Below are 17,140 nucleotides of genomic sequence, written 5' to 3' on the forward strand. Positions count from 1 at the left end.
GGGCGCCGGTGACGCCCGCCCGCCCGATCAGGGTTCCGGTGGCCCCGTCAGGCGAGGGCGGCCGCCAGCAGGGCGAAGGCGGCGACGATGACGGCGACGCGCACGTAGTGGTAGCGCTCCCAGCGGTTCATCTGCTCCTTCCAGTCGGCGGGCCGGTTCTCGGGGGTCCAGGTCTTGCCCCGGTTGTTGATCGGGACGAGCAGCAGGACCGACATGATCACGCTGAGGACCAGCAGCGCGCCCGCGGTGACGACGAGGCCGGCGCCGGGGTCGCGGCGTCCGGCGACGGCCCAGAGCGCGACGAGGACGAGCGAGGCGATGTACCAGACCGGCATCACGGCGCCGAGCATCCGGCCCCCGTGGGCGCGGCCGAGTTGGCCGCTGTCCTCGGGAAGGGCGTCCAGGATCCGGTTGATGACGAAGGCGACGGAGAACTCCACCCCCACCATCACCCCGACGACCACGACGGTGAAGACCTGAAGCGCGTTGAGCATGACGACCCCTCCGCATCTAGCGTTGCTAGCTTATGAGGCAACGCTAGTACTGCCACCGCTCGAATGTCTAGCGGTGCTAGGATTCGCATCATGTCGGTACAGGAACGCAAGCAGCGCGAGCGGGCGGACCGCGAGCGCCTCATCGTGGCGACGGCCCGCGAACTCGCCGAGCAGCAGGGCTGGGACGCGGTCACCACCCGCCGGCTCGCCGAGCGCATCGAATACAGCCAGCCCGTCCTCTACAGCCACTTCCGCGGCAAACGCGAGATCATCGGCGCCGTCGCCCTCGAAGGTGCCGCCGAGATGGCCTCGGCGGTGCGGGCCGCGGCCTGCGCCGCGGACGGCCCCCGCGCCCGGGTCACCGCCCTCGCCCTCGCCTACCTCGATTTCGCCGAACGCAACCCGGCTGTCTACGACGCCATGTTCCGGCTCGACGGCGGCCTGGCGTTCGCGCACGAGGACACCCCCGAGCCGCTGAAGGACGCGTTCGCCGCCCTGCTGGAGAGCCTCGGCGAGGTCGCCGGGGACGGCGTCCACCCGGGCCTGTTCACCGAGGTGTTCTGGGCGTCCCTGCACGGGCTGGCCACCCTGACCCGGGCGGGGCGGCTGCCGCCGCAGGACACCGGGCGGCGGGTGGAACTGCTGGCGGACCGGCTCGCCGTGCTCTGACCCGCTGTCGGCCGCACCCCGCCGTCGGCCGCACCCCGGCGGCGGTCCGCCGCCGGCTACCGGCCGCGGGGTGCGGGCGGCTCCTCCCCCGCGTACATCCCGCCGAGTTCGGCGGCGATCCGGGCCAGCCACTGCCGTACCTCCGGCGGCTCCAGCACCTCGACCCCCGCTCCCAGCCCGGCCAGGTGTCCCGCCAGGGCCTTGGCGGCCGGGCCGTCGACCCACACCTCGGTCCAGCCGTCGGGCAGCGGACCGCCGACGCGCACGCAGCCGCCGAGGAACCGTTGCAGCAGGGCCAGCGTGTCGGGGTGGACGCGGGCCCGGGCGGTCACCGCGTGCATGCCGTCCTGGAAGGCCCCGGACAGCGTCCGCCACGCCGCGGCGAGGTCGAAGCCGGGCGGCCGGACCACCGGTTCGCCGGTCGGCTCGACCGAGGTGACCCGGCTGAGCCGGAAGGTGCGCAGGCCCTTGTCCGTACCGGCGACCAGGTAGTCCACGCCCGCCTTGGCCACGAGCCCGAGCGGGTCGACGGTGCGTTCGCCGGCCGGTCTGCCGACGCCCGCGTACCCGAGGCGGACGCGGACCCCGTCCACGACGGCGCCCTGGAGCGCGGAGCGGTGGGCGGCATCGGCGGTGACCGCGTTGCGGGACCAGTCCGTGGCGTCGACGACGCCGGCGCGGGTCGCGGCGTGGGCCTGCTCCCGCATCGTCGACGGCAGGGCCCGGACCAGCTTGCGCAGCGTGGTGCGCAGTTCGGGGGTGGCCGACAGGGGGCCGGCGACGAGGAAGAGCGCCCGGATCTCCTCGGCGGTCAGTCCGGTGAGGTCGGTACGGGCGCCGCCGACGAGGGACCAGCCCCCGCCGCGGCCGCGCTGCGAGTAGACGGGGATGCCGGCCGCGGCCAGGGCCTCCAGGTCCCGGCGGGCGGTGCGTTCGGACACCTCCAGTTCGGCGGCCACCTCGGGGACGGTGACGCGGCCGCGTTCCTGGAGGAAGAGCAGGGTCGCCACCAGCCGGTCGGCTCTCATCCGTCCCTCTTCCTCTTCCGTGCTGCGCGGGTGCCGCGTCGCCCCTCACGCAATTCTCTTCGGGAAACAGGACAGAAGATGGCCACTTCGGCTGAGCAGGATGAACCCGTGAACAAGACCGAGCAGCTCATCGAGACCCCGTCCGACTCCACCGGTGCCCCCACCGCCCCCTCCCCCGTCGATCCGCGGACCGACCTCGCCGCGGCCGTCGAACTGGCGGGCCGTGCGCTGGCCGCCGTCCGGCCCGAGCAGTACGACGCCCCGACCCCCTGCGAGGAGTTCGACGTGCGGCGGCTGTCGAGCCACCTCGTCGCCGTCGTCCGCCGGATCTCGGTGATCGGGCGCGGCGAGGACCCGTTCAGCGTGCCGTCCTTCGCCGACGAGATCGCCGACGGCGGATGGGCTGCGGCCTGGGGGCCGGGCGCCCGCGAGGTCGCGCAGGTGTGGGCGGATCCCGGCATCCTGGACCGGCAGCTGCGCCTGCCGATGGGCGTCCTGCCGGGCGCGGCCGCCGCGGCCGTCTACACCCACGAACTCACGGTGCACACCTGGGACCTGGCCCGGGCGACCGGGCAGGCCCCGGAGTGGGACCCGGCGCTCATCGAGCGGGTGATCGGCGTCGTACGCCGCGCGCTGCCGGCCGAAACCCGCGGCGGCCGGATCCCCTTCAAGGACGTGGTGGCCCTGGACCCAGGCGCCCCGGCCATCGACCGGCTGGTCGCCTGGGCCGGACGCCGGCCCTGAGGACCCCGCCACGGGCGGGAGCGGGGCGTGGACGGGGGCGGGGGGCGGGGGCGGCATCTGGTCAGTGACCCGGTGTCAGATCTACCGTGAGGCGGTGACGGCACACAGCCCGGGGGTGCCCGGCAGCGTGGAGCGGGGCGGGTCGGGGACGACGGACGTGGTGCTGCGGGCGGGCGGCGGCTCCTGGCGCACCGTGCCGCGCTCGCTGGGGAGCGCCGCGTCGACGGCGCTCGGTACGGGTCTCCTCGGGCTCGCCCTGGTCCTGCCGGTGGCGGTGGTCGTGCTCTTCTCCGGTGCCGGGTGGGCCGCGGTGGGGGTGGTGGCCCTCTGGACGGTGTCCGCGGCCGTCGTCGCGGGCTTCGCGGGCGCCCTGGCGGTGGCCTGCTCGCGGGTGTACCGGATCAGGTTCTCCGCGGCCGGTGATCCCCCCGGGGTGTGTCTGGTGCGCGGTCTGGGGAGCGGTCCGTGGTGGCTGTCGCAGGAGCCGGACCGGCTGCGCCTGGAGCAGGAGATCGAGGAGCCGTACGCCGGGGACCCGCTCCCCGCCACCCGCGTCCTGACGCTGCGGCTGATCCGGGACGGCTCCGACGTCTGCCGGGCCGTCCTCGGTCCGGACACCGACGCCCGGCGGCTCCTCGCGGCGCTGGAGCAGGCCCTGGGGCCGGCCGTCCTGCTCGAACTCCACGTCAGGCGCACCACCCGGCCCGCGCCCCGGCGGCGCCCCGGCCCCCGCGGACCGGGCCGGGGCGGGTCCTCCGGTATCGGCATCAGCGGCGCCGGGGGCTACAGCTGCGGCGGCGGCAGCGGATGCGGCGGAGGCGGGGGCGGGGGCGGGGGCGGTTAGCCGGTGTGGCGTTCGCCGGGGCGTCCCGCCTCGGCGCCCGGCGGACGTCCTGGTCCTCCCGCGGCAGGTCGCCGGGTTCGCCGCGCGGTCCGGCTCGGCGGTCAGTCGAACTCCGGGGTGCCCGTCACGTCCCCGCGGGTGCGGATGCGGTAGCGGACCCGGGTGCCTTCGGGTCCCTGGGCGCGGATCGCTCCCCACGGCAGGGTCTGGCCGGTCTTGAGGGTGGTGAAGTTCGGGTCTTCCACCACCTGGATGGACACCGCGTTCACCTTCCGGGTGAGGGTGAGCACGTCGCGGGGTTCGCGGATCTCCACCGAGGACTTGTGGCCGACCGCGACGTGCAGCACGAGCAGGCCGCTGTTGCCGATGACCTCGCTCCGGTCCCGAACCGCCACCACACCACCCCGTCCGCCAGGAGCGCACTTCGCCCGCGGCACGGCGTGCGCCCTGCCGCGCCGGTGACCCTACGTCCACGGGCAGGGGCGCCGGCGCAGGCGCACCCCGCAGGACGCCGCCGTCCCCCTGGAGGACCAGCCCGGCGCGCGCTCTCCGGGGCCGCTGCGGTGACGAACGCCGCCCGCGGGCCCTACGTCGGGCGCCGGCCGGACTCCCCTGCCACGGGGTCCGGCAGCGGGCGTGGTGACGCCCCGTCGGGTGTCGTGCGGGGTCCGCGGGCCAGGGCGCCGGGCCACCAGCTGCGCGGGCCGATGTCGATCACCAGGGCCGGAACCAGCAGGGACCGCACGACGAGGGTGTCGAGAAGGACTCCGAAGGCGACGATGAAGGCGATCTGGACGAGGAAGGCGAGCGGGATGACCATGAGCGCGGCGAAGGTCGCGGCGAGCACCACGCCGGCCGAGGTGATGACGCCGCCCGTCGTCGTCAGGCCGCGCAGGACGCCTTCGCGTACGCCGTGGACGAGGGACTCCTCCCGGACGCGGGACATGAGGAAGATGTTGTAGTCGACGCCGAGGGCGACGAGGAAGACGAAGCCGTACAGGGGGACGGAGGCGTCCGTGCCGCTGAAGCCGAGCAGGTGCTCGAAGACGAGTGCGGACACGCCCAGGGTGGCCAGGAAGTTCAGGGCCACGGTCGCGACGAGCAGGACCGGGACCAGGAGGGAGCGCAGGAGCAGGACGAGGATGAGCAGGATGATGCCGAGGACGACCGGGACGATGACGGTGCGGTCGCGGGCCGCGGTCCGTTCGGTGTCGTACTGCTGGGCGGTGTAGCCGCCGACGACGGCGTCGGCCCCGGGCACGGCGTGCAGGCGGGTGCGCAGGGCGGCGACGGTCCGCTTGGCGGTGTCGCTGTCGGCGGCTGCCGTGAGGGTGGCGTCGATGCGGATGCGGCCGTCGACGGTGAGGGGTTCGCCTTCGCCGGGGCGTCCGGTGGCCGTCACGGGGGTGGCCGAGGCGACTCCGTCGGTGGCGGCGGCGAGGGCCTGCACGTCGGCGGCCCGGGCGGCGTCGGCGATGATCACGGCCGGCTGGCCCGATCCGCCGGGGAAGTGCCGGCCGAGCGTCTTCTGCGCGGCGACGGAGGGGGCGTCCTTGACGAAGATCTCGTCCAGGGGGACGCCGCCGGAGGAGAGGGCCGGGGAGAACGCGGCCAGGACGAGCAGGAGCAGGGTCGTCGATGCCCAGACCCGGCGGGGTGCCCGGTCGATGACGGCCGCGATGCGGTGCCACACCCGGTGTCCCTCCGCGGTGGCGTCCCCGGGCTTGGGCGTGGCGGGCCAGAACGCGGCCCGGCCGAGGAGGACCAGGACGGCGGGCAGGAAGGTGAGGGTGGCCAGGACGGAGCAGACGATGCCGATGGCGCCGACCGGTCCCAGGGCCCGGTTGTTGGTCAGGTCGCTGGCCAGCAGGGCGAGCAGGCCCAGGGCCACGGTGGCGGCGCTGGCGGTGATCGCGCCCGCCGAGCGGCGGACGGCGGCCAGCGCCGCGGCCGTGCGGTCGCCGCGGGCGGCGAGTTCCTCCCGGTAGCGTGCGGCCAGCAGCAGCGCGTAGTCGGTCGCCGCGCCGATGACCAGGATGGACAGGATCCCCTGGACCTGTCCGTCGACCCGCACGATGCCGCGGTCGGCCAGTGCGTAGACGACCGCGCAGGCCAGGCCGAGGGCGAACACCGCGCTGATGATGATCACCAGGGGGAGCAGCAGGCTGCGGTAGACGAGCAGCAGGATCAGGAGCACGGCGCCGAGCGCCACGCCGAGCAGGAGGCCGTCGATGCCGGCGAAGGCGTCCGCGAGGTCGGCCTGGGTGGCTGCGGGACCGGCGATCTGCGCGCTCAGGCCGGGTACGGAGTCCGCTGCCGCGCGTACGTCGTCCAGGACGGCGGGCAACTCCTCGCCGAGGTCCGGGGCGAGGGGTACGACCGCCTGCAGGGCCTGGCCGTCCTGTGAGCGCAGGGCGGGCGAGGGCGGCCCGCCGATGCCCGTCCTCCCGGTCAGGGCGGCGACGGCACGGGTGGCGTCCTGCTGCTGGGCATCGGTGACGGCGCTGCCGCCGGGCGCCTGCCAGACGATGATCGCGGGCACCGACTCGGCGCGTTCGAAGGCCTTGCGCTCCTGGAGCACTCTGGTGGATTCCGCGCTCCGGGGCAGGAAGGCGGCCTGGTCGTTGGTGGCGACCTCGCCGAGTTTTCCGGCGTAGGGGCCGAGGGTTGCGCCGATTCCCAGCCAGGTCACCAGCAGGACCGCCGGGACCAGCCATCGCAACCACCGCGACCACCGCGAGGAGCTCCTCATGGACACGCCTTCCATTCACTCGACCATAAAGTATCTCAACGATCGAGAGATCATATGCTGAGGAGATGCGCAGCGCCGACACGCCCCCTTCCGAACTCCCGTCCGACGACCCGATCGGACTGCAGTCCTTCGCCGTGCTGCTGCGCGCGATGAACGCCGAGTTCAACCGGATCGCGCAGGAGTTCGCGCACGCGCAGGGCCTGCACCTGACGGACGTGCAGGCCCTGATCGCCGTACTGGACGCCGAACGCGACGCGGAGGCCGGCCCCATGACCCCCGGGCGGCTGAGCAGCCACATGAACCTGACCTCGGGCGCGACGACGGCCTGCCTGGACCGGCTGGAGAAGGCCGGCCACATCCGCAGGGTCCGGGCCGCCGACGACCGGCGCGTGGTGCACATCCACTACGCCCAGGCCGGGCGCGAGGCGGCGCGCGAGTACTTCCGGCCGCTGGCCAGGTCCACCGATGCGGCGCGCGCCCGCTTCAGCCCGGACGAACTGCGCACGATCGTCCGGTTCCTGGGAGAGATGAACGACCAGCTCTCACGCGTGCGCCGCTGAGCCCGCGTCGCCGCCGCCGCGTCGCCGCCGGGGCGCTGCGGGTCGCTGCGGGGCGCCGCGGGTCGCTCAGGCGCCGTGCCGGGCGAGGAATTCGGTGATGAGCTTCTGCCACTCCCCGGGGCGTTCCACCATGGGCAGGTGGCCGGTGCGGATCTCCGCGAGCCGGGCGCCGGGGATGGTGTCGGCGAGCCGGTGGTGCAGGCGGGTGGAGGTGAACCGGTCCTGGGTGGTGGAGATGACCAGGGTGGGTGCCGTGATGTGCGGCAGGTCGTCGCGGACGTCGGCCCGCAGGGCCAGTTCGGCGTGTTCGGGGGTGCCGTCGGCGACGCTGTCGGCGGTGAAGCCGATCGCCTGCCGGAGCTGCTCGGCGGGCATGGCCTCCAGGGCGTCGGCGCCCAGGGCCATCATCGTCAGGTACTCGGCCAGTACGCGGCGGTCGCCCGGCCCGGCCAGCTCGCGCCAGATCCGCAGGGCGAGGGCGAGGTGGTTGTCCCGGTGGGGGAAGGTCGCGGTCAGCACGAGGGCGGTGACGCGTTCGGGGTGGCGGGTCGCCGCGCGGACGGCGACGGGCCCTCCGAGGGAGTACCCGGACACCGCGAAGGTGTCCAGGCCTTCGGCGACGGCGGCGGCGACGAGCTGGTCGGCCAGGTCGTCGAGCGACAGCGGCGTGGTGGAGCGGGGGGTGTCGCCGCTGCCGGGGTAGTCGACGCCGACGACGGTGTGGCGGGCGGCCAGGCCCTCCAGGACCGGTCCGTAGGTGCCGGCCACGCTGCTGCCGGCGCCGTGGGCGAGCGCGAGGCCGGGGCCGGAGCCCAGAGCGGTGCGGGCGAAGGACGCCTCGGGCAGGGTGCGTGCGGACATGGGTGTTCCCCTTTGCGGGTGTGGGGGTCGAACGGTCGGGCCGTGAGGGCCGTACGGGCCGCGGGCGGAACGCAGTTGCGTGCCGGGCGGCCGGGCCCGGCCGGGTTCCGGGACGGGCCCTGGGGCGGGTCCTGGGACGGTTCCGGGGCGGGGGCCGCTCCGGCCCTGTCGGCATCGGGCGGTCTGCGCAGCCGGGCCGGCGGGCGCGTGGGGCCGCCGCCGCGGTGGACCGCGGGCCGGGGCTGGGCCACGCAACCGGGCCGGCGGGCGCGTGGGGCCGCCGCCGCGGTGGACCGCGGGCCGGGGCTGGGGGTCGAGAGCACCGGCCGTGGCGCATGGGGCCGCCTCGCGCTCGGCACGAGGCGGCGGCACCGAGGGTCAGGGCAGCAGGACTGCCTTGCCGCGGTTGCGGCGGGCTTCGAGGTCGGCGTGCGCGGTGGCGGCCTCTGCGAGCGGATAGGTCCGCCAGACGGGCAGGGTGAGCCGGCCGTCGGCGGCCAGCGCGGCCAGCTGCGGCAGGGCGTCCTCGGCCCGGTCGGCGCCGTCGGCGCTGCCGGCGCTGAAGCGGACGCCGTACTGCGCGGCGGACATGTCGGCGATGGTGAGGACGCGCGCGCTGTCGCCGGTCAGGGCGACGGAGTCGGCGAGGACGCCGGCGCCGGAGGCGTCGAGGACGAAGTCGACGCCCTGGGGTGCCGCGGCCTCCACCCGCCCGACCCAGCCGTCGCCGTAGCGGACGGCGGTGGCGCCGAGCGCGGTGATCCGCTCGATGTCGCGCTCGCCGACCGTCGCGACGACGGTGATGCCGCGGGTGACGGCCAGCTGTGCCGCGATGATGCCGACGCTGCCGCCGGCCCCGTGGACGAGCAGGGTCTGCCCCTGGCGCACGCCCGACTCGGCGAGGACGCGCGAGGCGGTCCGGCCGACGGTCACCAGCGAGGCCGCGACCTCCCAGGGCAGTGCGGCGGGCTTGGCGACCGGCCGCTCCAGCAGCGCGTACTCGCTGTACGCGCCGCCCACGGTGGCGCCGAGGACCTCATCGCCCACGGCCGCGCCGGCTCCCTCGCCGACCGCGTCGACGACACCGGCCGCGTCCAGGCCGGGGACCACGGGGAAGCGCGCCGGGACGGCGCCGGCCATCAGGCCGGAGCGGACCTTCATGTCGAACGGGTTCACGGAGGCGGCACGCACCCGGATCCGGACCTGGCCCGGGCCGGGTTGCGCAGCGGCGACCTCCGACAGGCGCAGCACCTCGGGCGGGCCGTACTCGGAGAAGGTGATCGCTTTGGACATCAGGAACTCCCTGGTAGGGGCCCCGCGGGCGGGGCCGCCGCTCAAGCGGTGAGGGTGGGGTAGTCGGTGTAGCCGCGGTGGTCGCCGCCGTAGAAGGTGGCCGGGTCCGCGGTGTTGAAGGGGCCGCCGGCGGCGAGCCTGCGGGGCAGGTCGGGGTTGGCGAGGAACAGCGCCCCGTAGGCCACCATGTCCGCGCTGCCGTCCTCGATCAGCCCGAGCGCGTCGGGGCCGGTGGAGTCGGGGTGGGTGAACGGGTTGAGGACGAACGTGCCGGGCCATTCCTTGCGCAGCCGGGGGGTCAGTGCGGAGTCGGGGCCCTCCATCAGGTGCAGGTAGGCGAGATCCAGGTCGGCGAGCCGGGCCAGCAGGGGCTCGTAGATCTCGCCCGGGTTGTCCTCGACGATGTCGTTGTAGCGGTTTCCGGGCGAGATCCGCAGGCCGACCCGCCGAGCTCCGATCGCCTCGGCCACGGCCGTGACGACCTCGACGGCGAAGCGGATCCGGCCCTCGGTGGAGCCGCCCCAGGCGTCGGTGCGGTGGTTGGTGTTGTCCGCGAGGAACTGGTGGATCAGATAGCCGTTGGCGCCGTGGATCTCCACGCCGTCGAATCCGGCCTCGACGGCGTGGAGCGCGGCGGTCGCGAAGTCGGCGACGGTCTGCCGGATCTCCTCCTCGGTCAGCTCCTTCGGCGTGACGAAGTCCTGCGGCCCCTGGTGGGTGTAGACCCGGCCCCGGGCGGCGACCGCGGAGGGTCCCACCGGTGTCAGGCCGTCGGGCAGCAGGCTGGGGTGGCCGATCCGGCCGGTGTGCATCAGCTGCGCGAAGATCACTCCTCCTTCGCGGTGCACGGCGTCGGTCACCGTCCGCCACGCCCGCACCTGGCCGGGGGTGTGCAGGCCGGGGGTGTCGGGGTAGCCCTGGCCGACGGGCGAGGGCTGGACGCCCTCGGTGACGATCAGCCCGGCGCCGGCCCGCTGCGCGTAGTAGGCCGCCATCATCTCGGTCGGCTCCGCTGCGGGGCCGTGGGCGCGGCTGCGTGTCATCGGCGCCATCACGATCCGGTTCGCGAGGCGTGTGCCTCCCAGGACGATCGGGTCGAAAGCAGTGGTCATGGTCGCTCCTCTGGGTCGGTGGGGCTCGGTGGGCCGGGTGGCACGTCGTGGCCCCACCCGCCATTTACTGTCCGAACAAGTAAATTACCTGTCTGAACAGTAAACCGGGTTCCCGAGGCTCGCAAGTGCGGCAGGAGACGTCAGGAGCCGCCGCCCGTCTGCGCGTATGCGCGCTCGACCGGCGCCATCACCGCCGAGGGACGTGAATGCGGGTAGAGTTCTCCTGCTCAAACAGGAGAGTGGGGAAAGAGATGGCCGAGTCCACGTCCGAGGCCGGGCAGGTTTCCGTAGCGGCGGAAGGGGCGGCAGGGGCGGAGGGGAAAGCCACCGTGCCGGTCCCCGGCGCGGCCGCCGGCGGACCGATCAGTCATGCGATCTTCCGGCTGGCCCGGCTGCACCGCATGTTCGCGGGACAGCTGCTGCGCCGCATCGGCCTGCACCCGGGCCAGGAGCTGGTCATGATGCACCTCTGGGAACTGGGTCCCCAGCGCCAGATCGACCTGGTGCGCCTGATGGACTCCGACGCCGCCACGATGACCCGCACCGTCCGCCGCCTCGAACAGGCCGGCTTCGTCCGCCGCCGCCCCTCCCCCACCGACAAGCGCGCCTCGCTCATCGAACCGACAGCGGCCAGCCACGCGCTGCGCCAGGAGGTGGAGCGGGTCTGGAGCCAGCTCGAGGAGCTCTCGGCCGCGGGCTTCTCGGACGCCGAACGCGCCGACGCCCTGGCGACGTTGGAGCGCCTGGAGCACAACCTCGTACGCGCCGGGGCCCAGTCGGCGGAGCCCGGCACGTAGGACTAGGCCGTCTCTTTCGGATCTTGCCGGGCCCGCGCTGCCCGGCACCACACCTCATCCCCCAGACTCCGTCCGGGGGGACCCCCAGGTTGTCGGGGCTCCCGAGTACGCCCAGTACACGAGGAGCTCCTCCGCCTTGCGATCCACGGCACCGGACAACGCGGGCTCGGCCGACAAGATCCGAAAGAGACGACCTAGGGCCGCGGGGGCGGGAGTTCGGGGTACGGGGTACGGGCGTGCGGTGGCCCGTCCCGGCTGTCAGGGGTGCGTGGCAGGGTGTGCCCCATGGAGTCTTCGAGAGTGGTGCAGGCGCTGTGGGAGCGCATCCAGGCGCGGGATTGGGACGGTGTTGCCGCGCTGGTCGCGGAGGATGCCGTCGTCGAGTGGCCGGTCAGCGGTGAGCGCATCGTGGGCGGGAAGAACTACGTCGCGGTGAACCGCGAGTATCCGGAGGGCTGGGCGATCCGGGTGCTGCGGATCGTCGCCGCCGGCGACGAGGTCGTCTCCGAGGTCGAGGTTCCGCACGAAGGCGTCGGGGTGTTCCGTGCGGCGTCGTTCTGGACCGTCCGCGACGGACGGATCGTCCGCGGGACGGAGTACTGGACGGCCAACGGCGCCGACCCGCGCCCGCAGTGGCGGGTTCCCTTCGTGGAGCCGATGTAGGCCCGGCGGGTGCCCGGCGGGGATGTCGCGGTCGAGGGCCTGAACCCGTACGGGTTCAGGCCCTCTTCACGTGGACCGCGAGCCGGCCGTGCAGGGGTGCTACTTGGACACGATGCGTCCCACCGGGTCGGGGCCGGTCGCCAGTGCCTCGCAGGCGGTCTGCCAGGCGGTGTCGCCGGGGTGGAGGCGGGTGCGGAGGTAGGCCGCGGTGAGCCGGGCGAGGGCGGCGACCCGCTCGGGGTTCTCGTCGGTGGTCTCGGCGGCGTCGTATCCGGCGATCCCGCCGAGCCCGTGCTCCGCGTCGAACAGGGTGAGCAGGCTCTTGGGGCCGGGGGCGAGGGTGTAGGGGTCGGCGTGCCAGTCCGGGCCCATGTCCGTGAAGTGCCGGGGGTCGTCCTTGTCGCCGGTGACGACCAGTGCGGGAGCGTCCATGGTGGAGAAGTCGACGGCCCCGATGACCGGCCACTGCCGCGCCATGGGCCCGTTGAAGACGTCGCCGCCCCTGCCGGGCGGGGCGAGCAGGACGCCGGCCTTGATCCGCGGCTCGCGCAGGTGCACCGGGTTCCCGGTGTCGGGGTCGGTGAGTCCGGCGCCGAGCAGGAGGGCGGCGGTGAAGCCGCCGAGCGAGTGTCCGGCGAGGGCGACCTTGGTGGGGTCGATCCGCCCGGCGAGCTGCGGCACGGCGTCCTCGATCGTCTCGAGCCGGTCGAGGACGTGGGTCATGTCCTCGGCGCGGGAGCGCCAGAAGTCGGGTGCGCCGGGGGCGTCGGCGACCTGGGAGGCCAGCGTCCTGGAGGTGAGGTGGGTGGGCTGGACGACGACGAATCCGTGCGCCGCCCAGGAGTTGGCGAGCGGTGCGTAGCCGTTGAGCGAGGAGAGGTGGTGCGAGGGGCCGTGGCCGTGGGAGAGGAGGAGGACGGGCAGGCCGGTGCCGGTCACGGGTGCGGAGACGCGTACATGGAGGTCCACGGGGCGTCCGGGCACGGGCAGGACCACAGGGCTGAGGGACAGGACCGGGACGGGCGTGCCCGGCACGTCGGCGGTGGTGGATGTGCTCACGGTGGGGGTTCCCTTTCGGTGGCGCCTGCCGCCCGCCGGCCCCGGCATCCGCAGCCGGCGGGCGGGCATGAGGGCATGGGGGCAGGGCGGTCAGAGGGGTCCGTTTCGGCTAAGCTGAAACGGAACGCTGCTCCATTTAGTATTCGGAGCGCTGCTCCGTTTTGTCAACCGGTGTCGAAGGAGAACGTGATGGCCGCCGAGGGTCCTGCAGGGGATGCGCCGTCCCGGAGCAAGCGGGCCGACGCCCAGCGCAACCGGGAGACGGTGCTCACCGCCGCGGCCGAGGTGTTCGTCACCGACGGCGTCGACGCGCCGATCCGCCGGATCGCGGCTCGGGCGGGCGTCGGGATGGCCACGATCTACCGCCACTTCCCGACCCGGGCGGACCTGGTCACCGCCGTGTACCAGCACCAGATCGAGGCGTGCGCCGAAGCCGGCCCGGACCTGCTGGCCGACGCCGGTTCCCCGCTCGACGCACTGCGCCGGTGGACCGACCTCTTCGTCGACTTCCTGGTGACCAAGCACGGCCTCGCCGACGCCCTCCAGTCCGACAGCGACCGCTTCGCCGCGCTGCACGCCTACTTCCTCGACCGGCTGCTGCCCGTCTGCGCCCAACTGCTCGACGCCGCGGCCGAGGCCGGCGAGATCAGGTCCGGCACACAGCCCTACGAGCTGATGCGCGGCATCGGCAACCTCTGCATCGGGCGCGACGACGACCCCCGCTACGACCCCCGGCGCCTGGTCGCCCTCCTCCTGCAGGGACTCCAGCGGCCCCCGGCGGCCTGAGGCCGGTCCGCAGACCCGTCCCCGGCGCCGGGGACGGGGACGGGCGGTCCCCGTCATCCTGCGGCTACGTGTTCCGGCCGGCCGGAGGCCGCCCGGCCGCCCCCGGAGAACGCCCCCCGGAGAACGCCTCCCGGAGCTCGACGCGTGGCCCGCGGACACCGGCCCCCGCCGCGGGTGCGGGTGGTTCATACACTCGTCCGGTGGATTCGATGAGATGTACGTACTGCGGTGGCGTCGGCCTGGAGCCGGGTTTCGTCGAGGACGCGGGCGAGGGGGCTCGGGGGTACGCCCGTTGGATAGCCGGGCCGTTGGAACGCGGCCTGTTCGGGGGTGCCAAACGGCTGGGCCGACCCCGGCGCCGTATCGAGGCGTTCCGCTGCCCGCGCTGCTCCCACCTGGAGCTCTTCGCGACCGAGGCCGTCTGAGGGCCGGGCCGCGAGGGGCCGCGCACGGCCGGCGCGGTGCGGGCGGGTCGCGCGCGGCGTGCCCGTACGTGCGCCTGCGCGCCTCCGCACGCCCCTGCGGGAGGGATGACCGCGCGCCCGCGGACCAGGACCATGACCGTCACCACCACAGTCCGGCAGGGACTCGACGGTCACGGGGGAACGCATGGGACGACGCTGGCTGGTCACGGGATGCTCCTCGGGCCTCGGGCAGGCGCTGGCCGCGGCCGCGGCGCGGGCCGGGCACGAGGTGGCGGTCACGGCGCGCAAGACCGCCGACCTGGAGGACCTCGCCGCCGCCGGGCCGGGCCGCATCGTGCCGATCCCGCTCGAACTGCGGGACGCCGCCTCCTGCGAGGAGGCCGTGCGCCGTGCCGCCGACCGGCTGGGCGGCATCGACGTCCTCGTCAACAATGCGGGCGTCGGGCTGTTCGGCGCGGTCGAGGAGGTGTCGGACGCCGAGCTGCGCGACCAGTTGGAGACCCTGGTGGTGGGCCCGTGGCGGCTCGCCCGCCTGGTCCTGCCGCTGATGCGGGCCCAGGGCCACGGTCACATCGTCAACGTCTCCTCCATCGTCGGCCGCATGGCGTTCCCCGGTCTGGCCGCCTACGTCGCCGGCAAGCACGCGCTGGAGGGCATGAGCCAGGCCCTGGCCGTCGAGGGCGCCCCGCACGGCATCCGCGTCACGGTGATCGAGCCGGGCATGTTCGCCACCCGGTACGGCACGTCCATGACGCAGGCCCACCGGCGGATCCCGGCCTACGACGTGACCAACCGCGAGATGCTCGAAGGCGCGCGGGGCCTCGCGGACCACCCGGAGACCGGGCGCCCCGAGGACTTCGCCGCGCGGGTCCTGGGGATCGTCGGTTCCGGGGGGCCCACTCCGCTGCGGATCCCGGTCGGCGAGGACGCGTACGGGTACCTGGAGGCGGCCGAGGATGCCTGGCGCGAGGAATTCGCCGCGGCCCGGATCCTCACCCAGGGCCCTGTCCCTGTCCCGCCGCCGGTCTGACCTGCGGCCGGGGTGACCTGCGGCCGGGGTGTGCCTGGGTGTGCCGGGGTGGCCGACGCGTACCGGCCGCGCCGGACCCCCGGACCGGATCCGGTCCGGGGGTGCGGGGATCAGGCCCTGCGGCGGCGGTTGCGGGCGACGATCGCGCGGGTGACCACCGGCGGGAGCAGGTCCTTGGCCAGCTTGCGCCAGCGGGCACCGGGCCTGCGCGCGGCAGCGGGGGCCGGGGCCGGGGCGGGTTCCGCCGGCGGCGCGGGGCGGAGCGGCTGCGGGGGCTCCGGCGCGACCACGCCGTGGTCCCCGATGCGTACCAGGGGGCGGCCGTCGATCACGTCCACGCCGTGCCAGAGGTCGGTGCGCTCCTCCAGCCACGCGAGCAGGGCCGCCTGGTGGGGTTCCGGGTCGCCCCAGGTCGCGTAGAGCTTCGAGGCGGAGACGCAGACGGGGTGCAGGTCGCCGGTGACCACGGCGGTCCAGACGGCGGCCGCGACGCCGGGGCAGTGTTCGGAGCGGTAGTCGTCGAAGACCACCACGGCGTCGGGGGTCGCGACGAGGCGCGAGGACGCGATGTCGGTGACGACGTGCTCGTAGAGGTGCGAGGCGTCGACGTGCACGAACCGGCAGCTCGCCGGCTTGACCTCGTCGGCGACGACGGAGGTGGGGGCCTGGATCAGCGTCGGCAGCGCCTCGTGGAAGGCCAGGTAGTTCGTCTCGAAGCCGCGCCGCGTGAGCGTGGGGTAGGAGCTTCGGTTCTCCGCGACGTTGAAGTCGTCCGTGGCGGGCGAGTCGAAGAGGTCGCAGACGGTGAACTCCTCACCGGGCCGGAGGTACCGTCCGAGGAAGATCGCGCTCTTCCCCATGAAGGCGCCGAGCTCCAGCAGGTCGCCCGGCTGCTTCCCCTCACCGCTGTTCTGACGTGTCAGGAACCAGTCGAAGAGCACCTGGTCGTATGCCGAGAACCACCCTTTGACCTCGCCGTACGTGGTGGGGACGAGCGGGGCCGGCTCACCGTCGGGGGTGGTGACGGAAGCTTGTGAAACGTGCGACACGGAGAGTCATCCTCCAGCGGAGTGGCATCTGTTTTCGCGCTGATACCCGGCCGGGTAACGGCACCCTAAGCCCTGGGCGGACGTGTGACGAGACGTGCGCGGAATCGGCATGTGATTCACAAAGGGACTGCGTGGCTCCGCAATCCTGGGGCCCCGCGACGGGGGCCGTACCCGGTCCCGGACCTGGTCGCGGACATGGCGGTGGACGTGGTGGTGGAGGGGGAACGGGCAACGGCTGGGGGATACTTGCCCCTCACCCCGCCCCGGTAGGGGACGCGGGTGCGGCCGACGACGAGGAGCCTTCCATGAACACGGCGAAGGACTTGTTCACCATCGCCCTGGAGCCCCGGCCGGAGGGCTCGGTGGGGCAGGGCGACCTGTCCCTGTCCCTCGCGGGCGCCGAACTGGTCGATCTCCTCCGGGCCGGGGCCATCGGCCTGGACGGCGACCTCATCGTGCCGGGCACCGGGCCGGACCCGGACGACCGGCTGCTCGGTGCGGCCGCCTCGGCCCTCGTGCGGCAGGTGCCGTACGAGAGCGTCGAGGACTGGCTGTGGCGCAGGGGCCGTGACCTCGCGGCGGCCTACCAGGCCGCGTTCGAGGAGGACGGCCTGCTGGCGCGTGCGCGGCGCGGTCTGCTGAATCTCGGGGCCGAGCGTATGGAGCTGGTGGACACACCCGCCCGGCGCCTCGCGCAGAGCCGCTGGCAGGAGGACGAACCCGTCCTCGCGGCCCTCGCCGCGGCCATCGGCGTCCGCCGCGGTGAGGGCCCCCGGGACGGTGCCGGCCCGGACGACGAAGCGGTGGCGACCGTGGTGGCCGCCGTCAACGACGCGGTGATGGAACTGGAGGCCGTACGCCAGCGGCGTTCCATCGAGAACGCGGCCTTCGCCAACGTGTGGCGGGTCCCCTAGCCACACCTCCGGCCGGGCCGGCCTGGTCGGCCTGGTCGGCCTGGTCGGCCGGCCCGCTCC

Annotated in this window: 19 protein-coding genes; 10 read left to right on the forward strand and 9 right to left on the reverse strand. The window is 74.3% G+C overall.

What is annotated here, in order from left to right; translation table 11 throughout:
• Nucleotides 1-47: 47 nt before the first annotated feature.
• Entirely contained in the window at nucleotides 48-494 is a 447-nt protein-coding gene (locus tag AB0O53_RS24910) for an anthrone oxygenase family protein (RefSeq protein WP_350999421.1), read from the reverse strand.
• Nucleotides 495-584: 90 nt separating this feature from the next.
• On the opposite strand from AB0O53_RS24910, the gene AB0O53_RS24915 reads away from it, so the two are divergent.
• A complete protein-coding gene (locus AB0O53_RS24915) occupies nucleotides 585-1,163 on the forward strand; it encodes a TetR/AcrR family transcriptional regulator (protein WP_350999424.1) in 579 nt (192 codons plus the stop codon).
• A 56-nt stretch (nucleotides 1,164-1,219) separates the two neighbouring features.
• Here the strand turns inward: AB0O53_RS24915 and AB0O53_RS24920 are convergent, their stop codons facing one another.
• The gene (locus tag AB0O53_RS24920) at nucleotides 1,220-2,191 is read right to left on the reverse strand and encodes a helix-turn-helix transcriptional regulator (RefSeq protein ID WP_350999427.1); all 972 of its coding nucleotides are present in this window, start codon (nucleotides 2,189-2,191) and stop codon (nucleotides 1,220-1,222) included.
• Nucleotides 2,192-2,299: 108 nt separating this feature from the next.
• Between AB0O53_RS24920 and AB0O53_RS24925 the strand changes: the two genes are divergently transcribed.
• Both AB0O53_RS24925 and AB0O53_RS24930 read left to right on the forward strand, forming a co-directional pair.
• Nucleotides 2,300-2,935 carry a TIGR03086 family metal-binding protein gene (locus AB0O53_RS24925; protein ID WP_365198304.1) on the forward strand — a complete coding sequence of 212 codons (636 nt, stop codon included), beginning with the start codon at nucleotides 2,300-2,302 and terminating at the stop codon, nucleotides 2,933-2,935.
• 94 nt (nucleotides 2,936-3,029) lie between these two features.
• On the forward strand, nucleotides 3,030-3,779 hold the full coding sequence (locus AB0O53_RS24930) for a hypothetical protein (protein ID WP_365198307.1): 750 nt from the start codon (nucleotides 3,030-3,032) through the stop codon (nucleotides 3,777-3,779).
• A gap of 101 nt (nucleotides 3,780-3,880) precedes the next feature.
• Here the strand turns inward: AB0O53_RS24930 and AB0O53_RS24935 are convergent, their stop codons facing one another.
• Nucleotides 3,881-4,174: a hypothetical protein gene (locus AB0O53_RS24935; protein WP_350999436.1), complete on the reverse strand. Its 294-nt coding sequence runs from the start codon at nucleotides 4,172-4,174 to the stop codon at nucleotides 3,881-3,883.
• Nucleotides 4,175-4,365: 191 nt separating this feature from the next.
• The gene (locus tag AB0O53_RS24940; protein WP_365198310.1) at nucleotides 4,366-6,531 is read right to left on the reverse strand and encodes an MMPL family transporter; all 2,166 of its coding nucleotides are present in this window, start codon (nucleotides 6,529-6,531) and stop codon (nucleotides 4,366-4,368) included.
• A gap of 65 nt (nucleotides 6,532-6,596) precedes the next feature.
• Here AB0O53_RS24940 and AB0O53_RS24945 point away from each other — a divergent pair, with 65 nt between their 5' ends.
• The gene (locus tag AB0O53_RS24945; RefSeq protein ID WP_350999441.1) at nucleotides 6,597-7,091 is read left to right on the forward strand and encodes a MarR family winged helix-turn-helix transcriptional regulator; all 495 of its coding nucleotides are present in this window, start codon (nucleotides 6,597-6,599) and stop codon (nucleotides 7,089-7,091) included.
• A gap of 66 nt (nucleotides 7,092-7,157) precedes the next feature.
• On the opposite strand, the gene AB0O53_RS24950 is transcribed toward AB0O53_RS24945, so the two are convergent.
• The 3 genes from AB0O53_RS24950 to AB0O53_RS24960 form a co-directional block, all read right to left on the reverse strand.
• Nucleotides 7,158-7,952: an alpha/beta fold hydrolase gene (locus AB0O53_RS24950; RefSeq protein ID WP_350999444.1), complete on the reverse strand. Its 795-nt coding sequence runs from the start codon at nucleotides 7,950-7,952 to the stop codon at nucleotides 7,158-7,160.
• A gap of 378 nt (nucleotides 7,953-8,330) precedes the next feature.
• Nucleotides 8,331-9,245 (reverse strand): NADP-dependent oxidoreductase, encoded by a 915-nt coding sequence (locus AB0O53_RS24955; protein ID WP_350999447.1) that lies wholly within the window; start codon nucleotides 9,243-9,245, stop codon nucleotides 8,331-8,333.
• A gap of 41 nt (nucleotides 9,246-9,286) precedes the next feature.
• A complete protein-coding gene (locus AB0O53_RS24960; RefSeq protein WP_365198315.1) occupies nucleotides 9,287-10,357 on the reverse strand; it encodes an alkene reductase in 1,071 nt (356 codons plus the stop codon).
• Nucleotides 10,358-10,608: 251 nt separating this feature from the next.
• Here AB0O53_RS24960 and AB0O53_RS24965 point away from each other — a divergent pair, with 251 nt between their 5' ends.
• Nucleotides 10,609-11,154 (forward strand): MarR family winged helix-turn-helix transcriptional regulator, encoded by a 546-nt coding sequence (locus tag AB0O53_RS24965; protein WP_350999453.1) that lies wholly within the window; start codon nucleotides 10,609-10,611, stop codon nucleotides 11,152-11,154.
• Between the two features lie 285 nt (nucleotides 11,155-11,439).
• Nucleotides 11,440-11,817, forward strand: coding sequence for a nuclear transport factor 2 family protein (locus AB0O53_RS24970; RefSeq protein WP_350999456.1), 378 nt, complete (start codon nucleotides 11,440-11,442; stop codon nucleotides 11,815-11,817).
• Between the two features lie 99 nt (nucleotides 11,818-11,916).
• On the opposite strand, the gene AB0O53_RS24975 is transcribed toward AB0O53_RS24970, so the two are convergent.
• Nucleotides 11,917-12,876, reverse strand: a complete 960-nt coding sequence (locus AB0O53_RS24975) for an alpha/beta hydrolase family protein (RefSeq protein WP_350999458.1) — start codon at nucleotides 12,874-12,876, stop codon at nucleotides 11,917-11,919.
• A 189-nt stretch (nucleotides 12,877-13,065) separates the two neighbouring features.
• Here AB0O53_RS24975 and AB0O53_RS24980 point away from each other — a divergent pair, with 189 nt between their 5' ends.
• The 3 genes from AB0O53_RS24980 (at nucleotide 13,066) to AB0O53_RS24990 (ending at nucleotide 15,117) form a co-directional block, all read left to right on the forward strand.
• Entirely contained in the window at nucleotides 13,066-13,662 is a 597-nt protein-coding gene (locus AB0O53_RS24980; RefSeq protein WP_350999641.1) for a TetR/AcrR family transcriptional regulator, read from the forward strand.
• Between the two features lie 209 nt (nucleotides 13,663-13,871).
• Nucleotides 13,872-14,087: a hypothetical protein gene (locus AB0O53_RS24985; protein WP_403139765.1), complete on the forward strand. Its 216-nt coding sequence runs from the start codon at nucleotides 13,872-13,874 to the stop codon at nucleotides 14,085-14,087.
• Between the two features lie 184 nt (nucleotides 14,088-14,271).
• Nucleotides 14,272-15,117 carry an SDR family oxidoreductase gene (locus AB0O53_RS24990; protein WP_365198320.1) on the forward strand — a complete coding sequence of 282 codons (846 nt, stop codon included), beginning with the start codon at nucleotides 14,272-14,274 and terminating at the stop codon, nucleotides 15,115-15,117.
• Nucleotides 15,118-15,227: 110 nt separating this feature from the next.
• Here AB0O53_RS24990 and AB0O53_RS24995 read toward each other — a convergent pair whose 3' ends face one another.
• Nucleotides 15,228-16,166 (reverse strand): class I SAM-dependent methyltransferase, encoded by a 939-nt coding sequence (locus tag AB0O53_RS24995; protein ID WP_365198323.1) that lies wholly within the window; start codon nucleotides 16,164-16,166, stop codon nucleotides 15,228-15,230.
• 305 nt (nucleotides 16,167-16,471) lie between these two features.
• Here AB0O53_RS24995 and AB0O53_RS25000 point away from each other — a divergent pair, with 305 nt between their 5' ends.
• Nucleotides 16,472-17,080, forward strand: coding sequence for a GPP34 family phosphoprotein (locus tag AB0O53_RS25000; RefSeq protein ID WP_365198326.1), 609 nt, complete (start codon nucleotides 16,472-16,474; stop codon nucleotides 17,078-17,080).
• The last annotated feature ends 60 nt before the right edge of the window (nucleotides 17,081-17,140 follow it).

Source organism: Streptomyces erythrochromogenes (genome assembly GCF_040684695.1).
GTDB classification, from domain to species: Bacteria; Actinomycetota; Actinomycetes; order Streptomycetales; family Streptomycetaceae; genus Streptomyces; species Streptomyces erythrochromogenes_C.

What these genes read in the sequence shown, in the direction of transcription:
- AB0O53_RS24910 (WP_350999421.1), bottom strand. Translation starts at nt 494, where the DNA reads ATGCTCAACGCGCTTCAGGTCTTCACCGTCGTGGTCGTCGGGGTGATG.
- AB0O53_RS24915 (WP_350999424.1), top strand. Translation starts at nt 585, where the DNA reads ATGTCGGTACAGGAACGCAAGCAGCGCGAGCGGGCGGACCGCGAGCGC.
- AB0O53_RS24920 (WP_350999427.1), bottom strand. Translation starts at nt 2,191, where the DNA reads ATGAGAGCCGACCGGCTGGTGGCGACCCTGCTCTTCCTCCAGGAACGC.
- AB0O53_RS24940 (WP_365198310.1), bottom strand. Translation starts at nt 6,531, where the DNA reads ATGAGGAGCTCCTCGCGGTGGTCGCGGTGGTTGCGATGGCTGGTCCCG.
- AB0O53_RS24945 (WP_350999441.1), top strand. Translation starts at nt 6,597, where the DNA reads ATGCGCAGCGCCGACACGCCCCCTTCCGAACTCCCGTCCGACGACCCG.
- AB0O53_RS24950 (WP_350999444.1), bottom strand. Translation starts at nt 7,952, where the DNA reads ATGTCCGCACGCACCCTGCCCGAGGCGTCCTTCGCCCGCACCGCTCTG.
- AB0O53_RS24955 (WP_350999447.1), bottom strand. Translation starts at nt 9,245, where the DNA reads ATGTCCAAAGCGATCACCTTCTCCGAGTACGGCCCGCCCGAGGTGCTG.
- AB0O53_RS24960 (WP_365198315.1), bottom strand. Translation starts at nt 10,357, where the DNA reads ATGACCACTGCTTTCGACCCGATCGTCCTGGGAGGCACACGCCTCGCG.
- AB0O53_RS24965 (WP_350999453.1), top strand. Translation starts at nt 10,609, where the DNA reads ATGGCCGAGTCCACGTCCGAGGCCGGGCAGGTTTCCGTAGCGGCGGAA.
- AB0O53_RS24970 (WP_350999456.1), top strand. Translation starts at nt 11,440, where the DNA reads ATGGAGTCTTCGAGAGTGGTGCAGGCGCTGTGGGAGCGCATCCAGGCG.
- AB0O53_RS24980 (WP_350999641.1), top strand. Translation starts at nt 13,066, where the DNA reads ATGGCCGCCGAGGGTCCTGCAGGGGATGCGCCGTCCCGGAGCAAGCGG.
- AB0O53_RS24985 (WP_403139765.1), top strand. Translation starts at nt 13,872, where the DNA reads ATGAGATGTACGTACTGCGGTGGCGTCGGCCTGGAGCCGGGTTTCGTC.
- AB0O53_RS24990 (WP_365198320.1), top strand. Translation starts at nt 14,272, where the DNA reads ATGGGACGACGCTGGCTGGTCACGGGATGCTCCTCGGGCCTCGGGCAG.
- AB0O53_RS25000 (WP_365198326.1), top strand. Translation starts at nt 16,472, where the DNA reads ATGAACACGGCGAAGGACTTGTTCACCATCGCCCTGGAGCCCCGGCCG.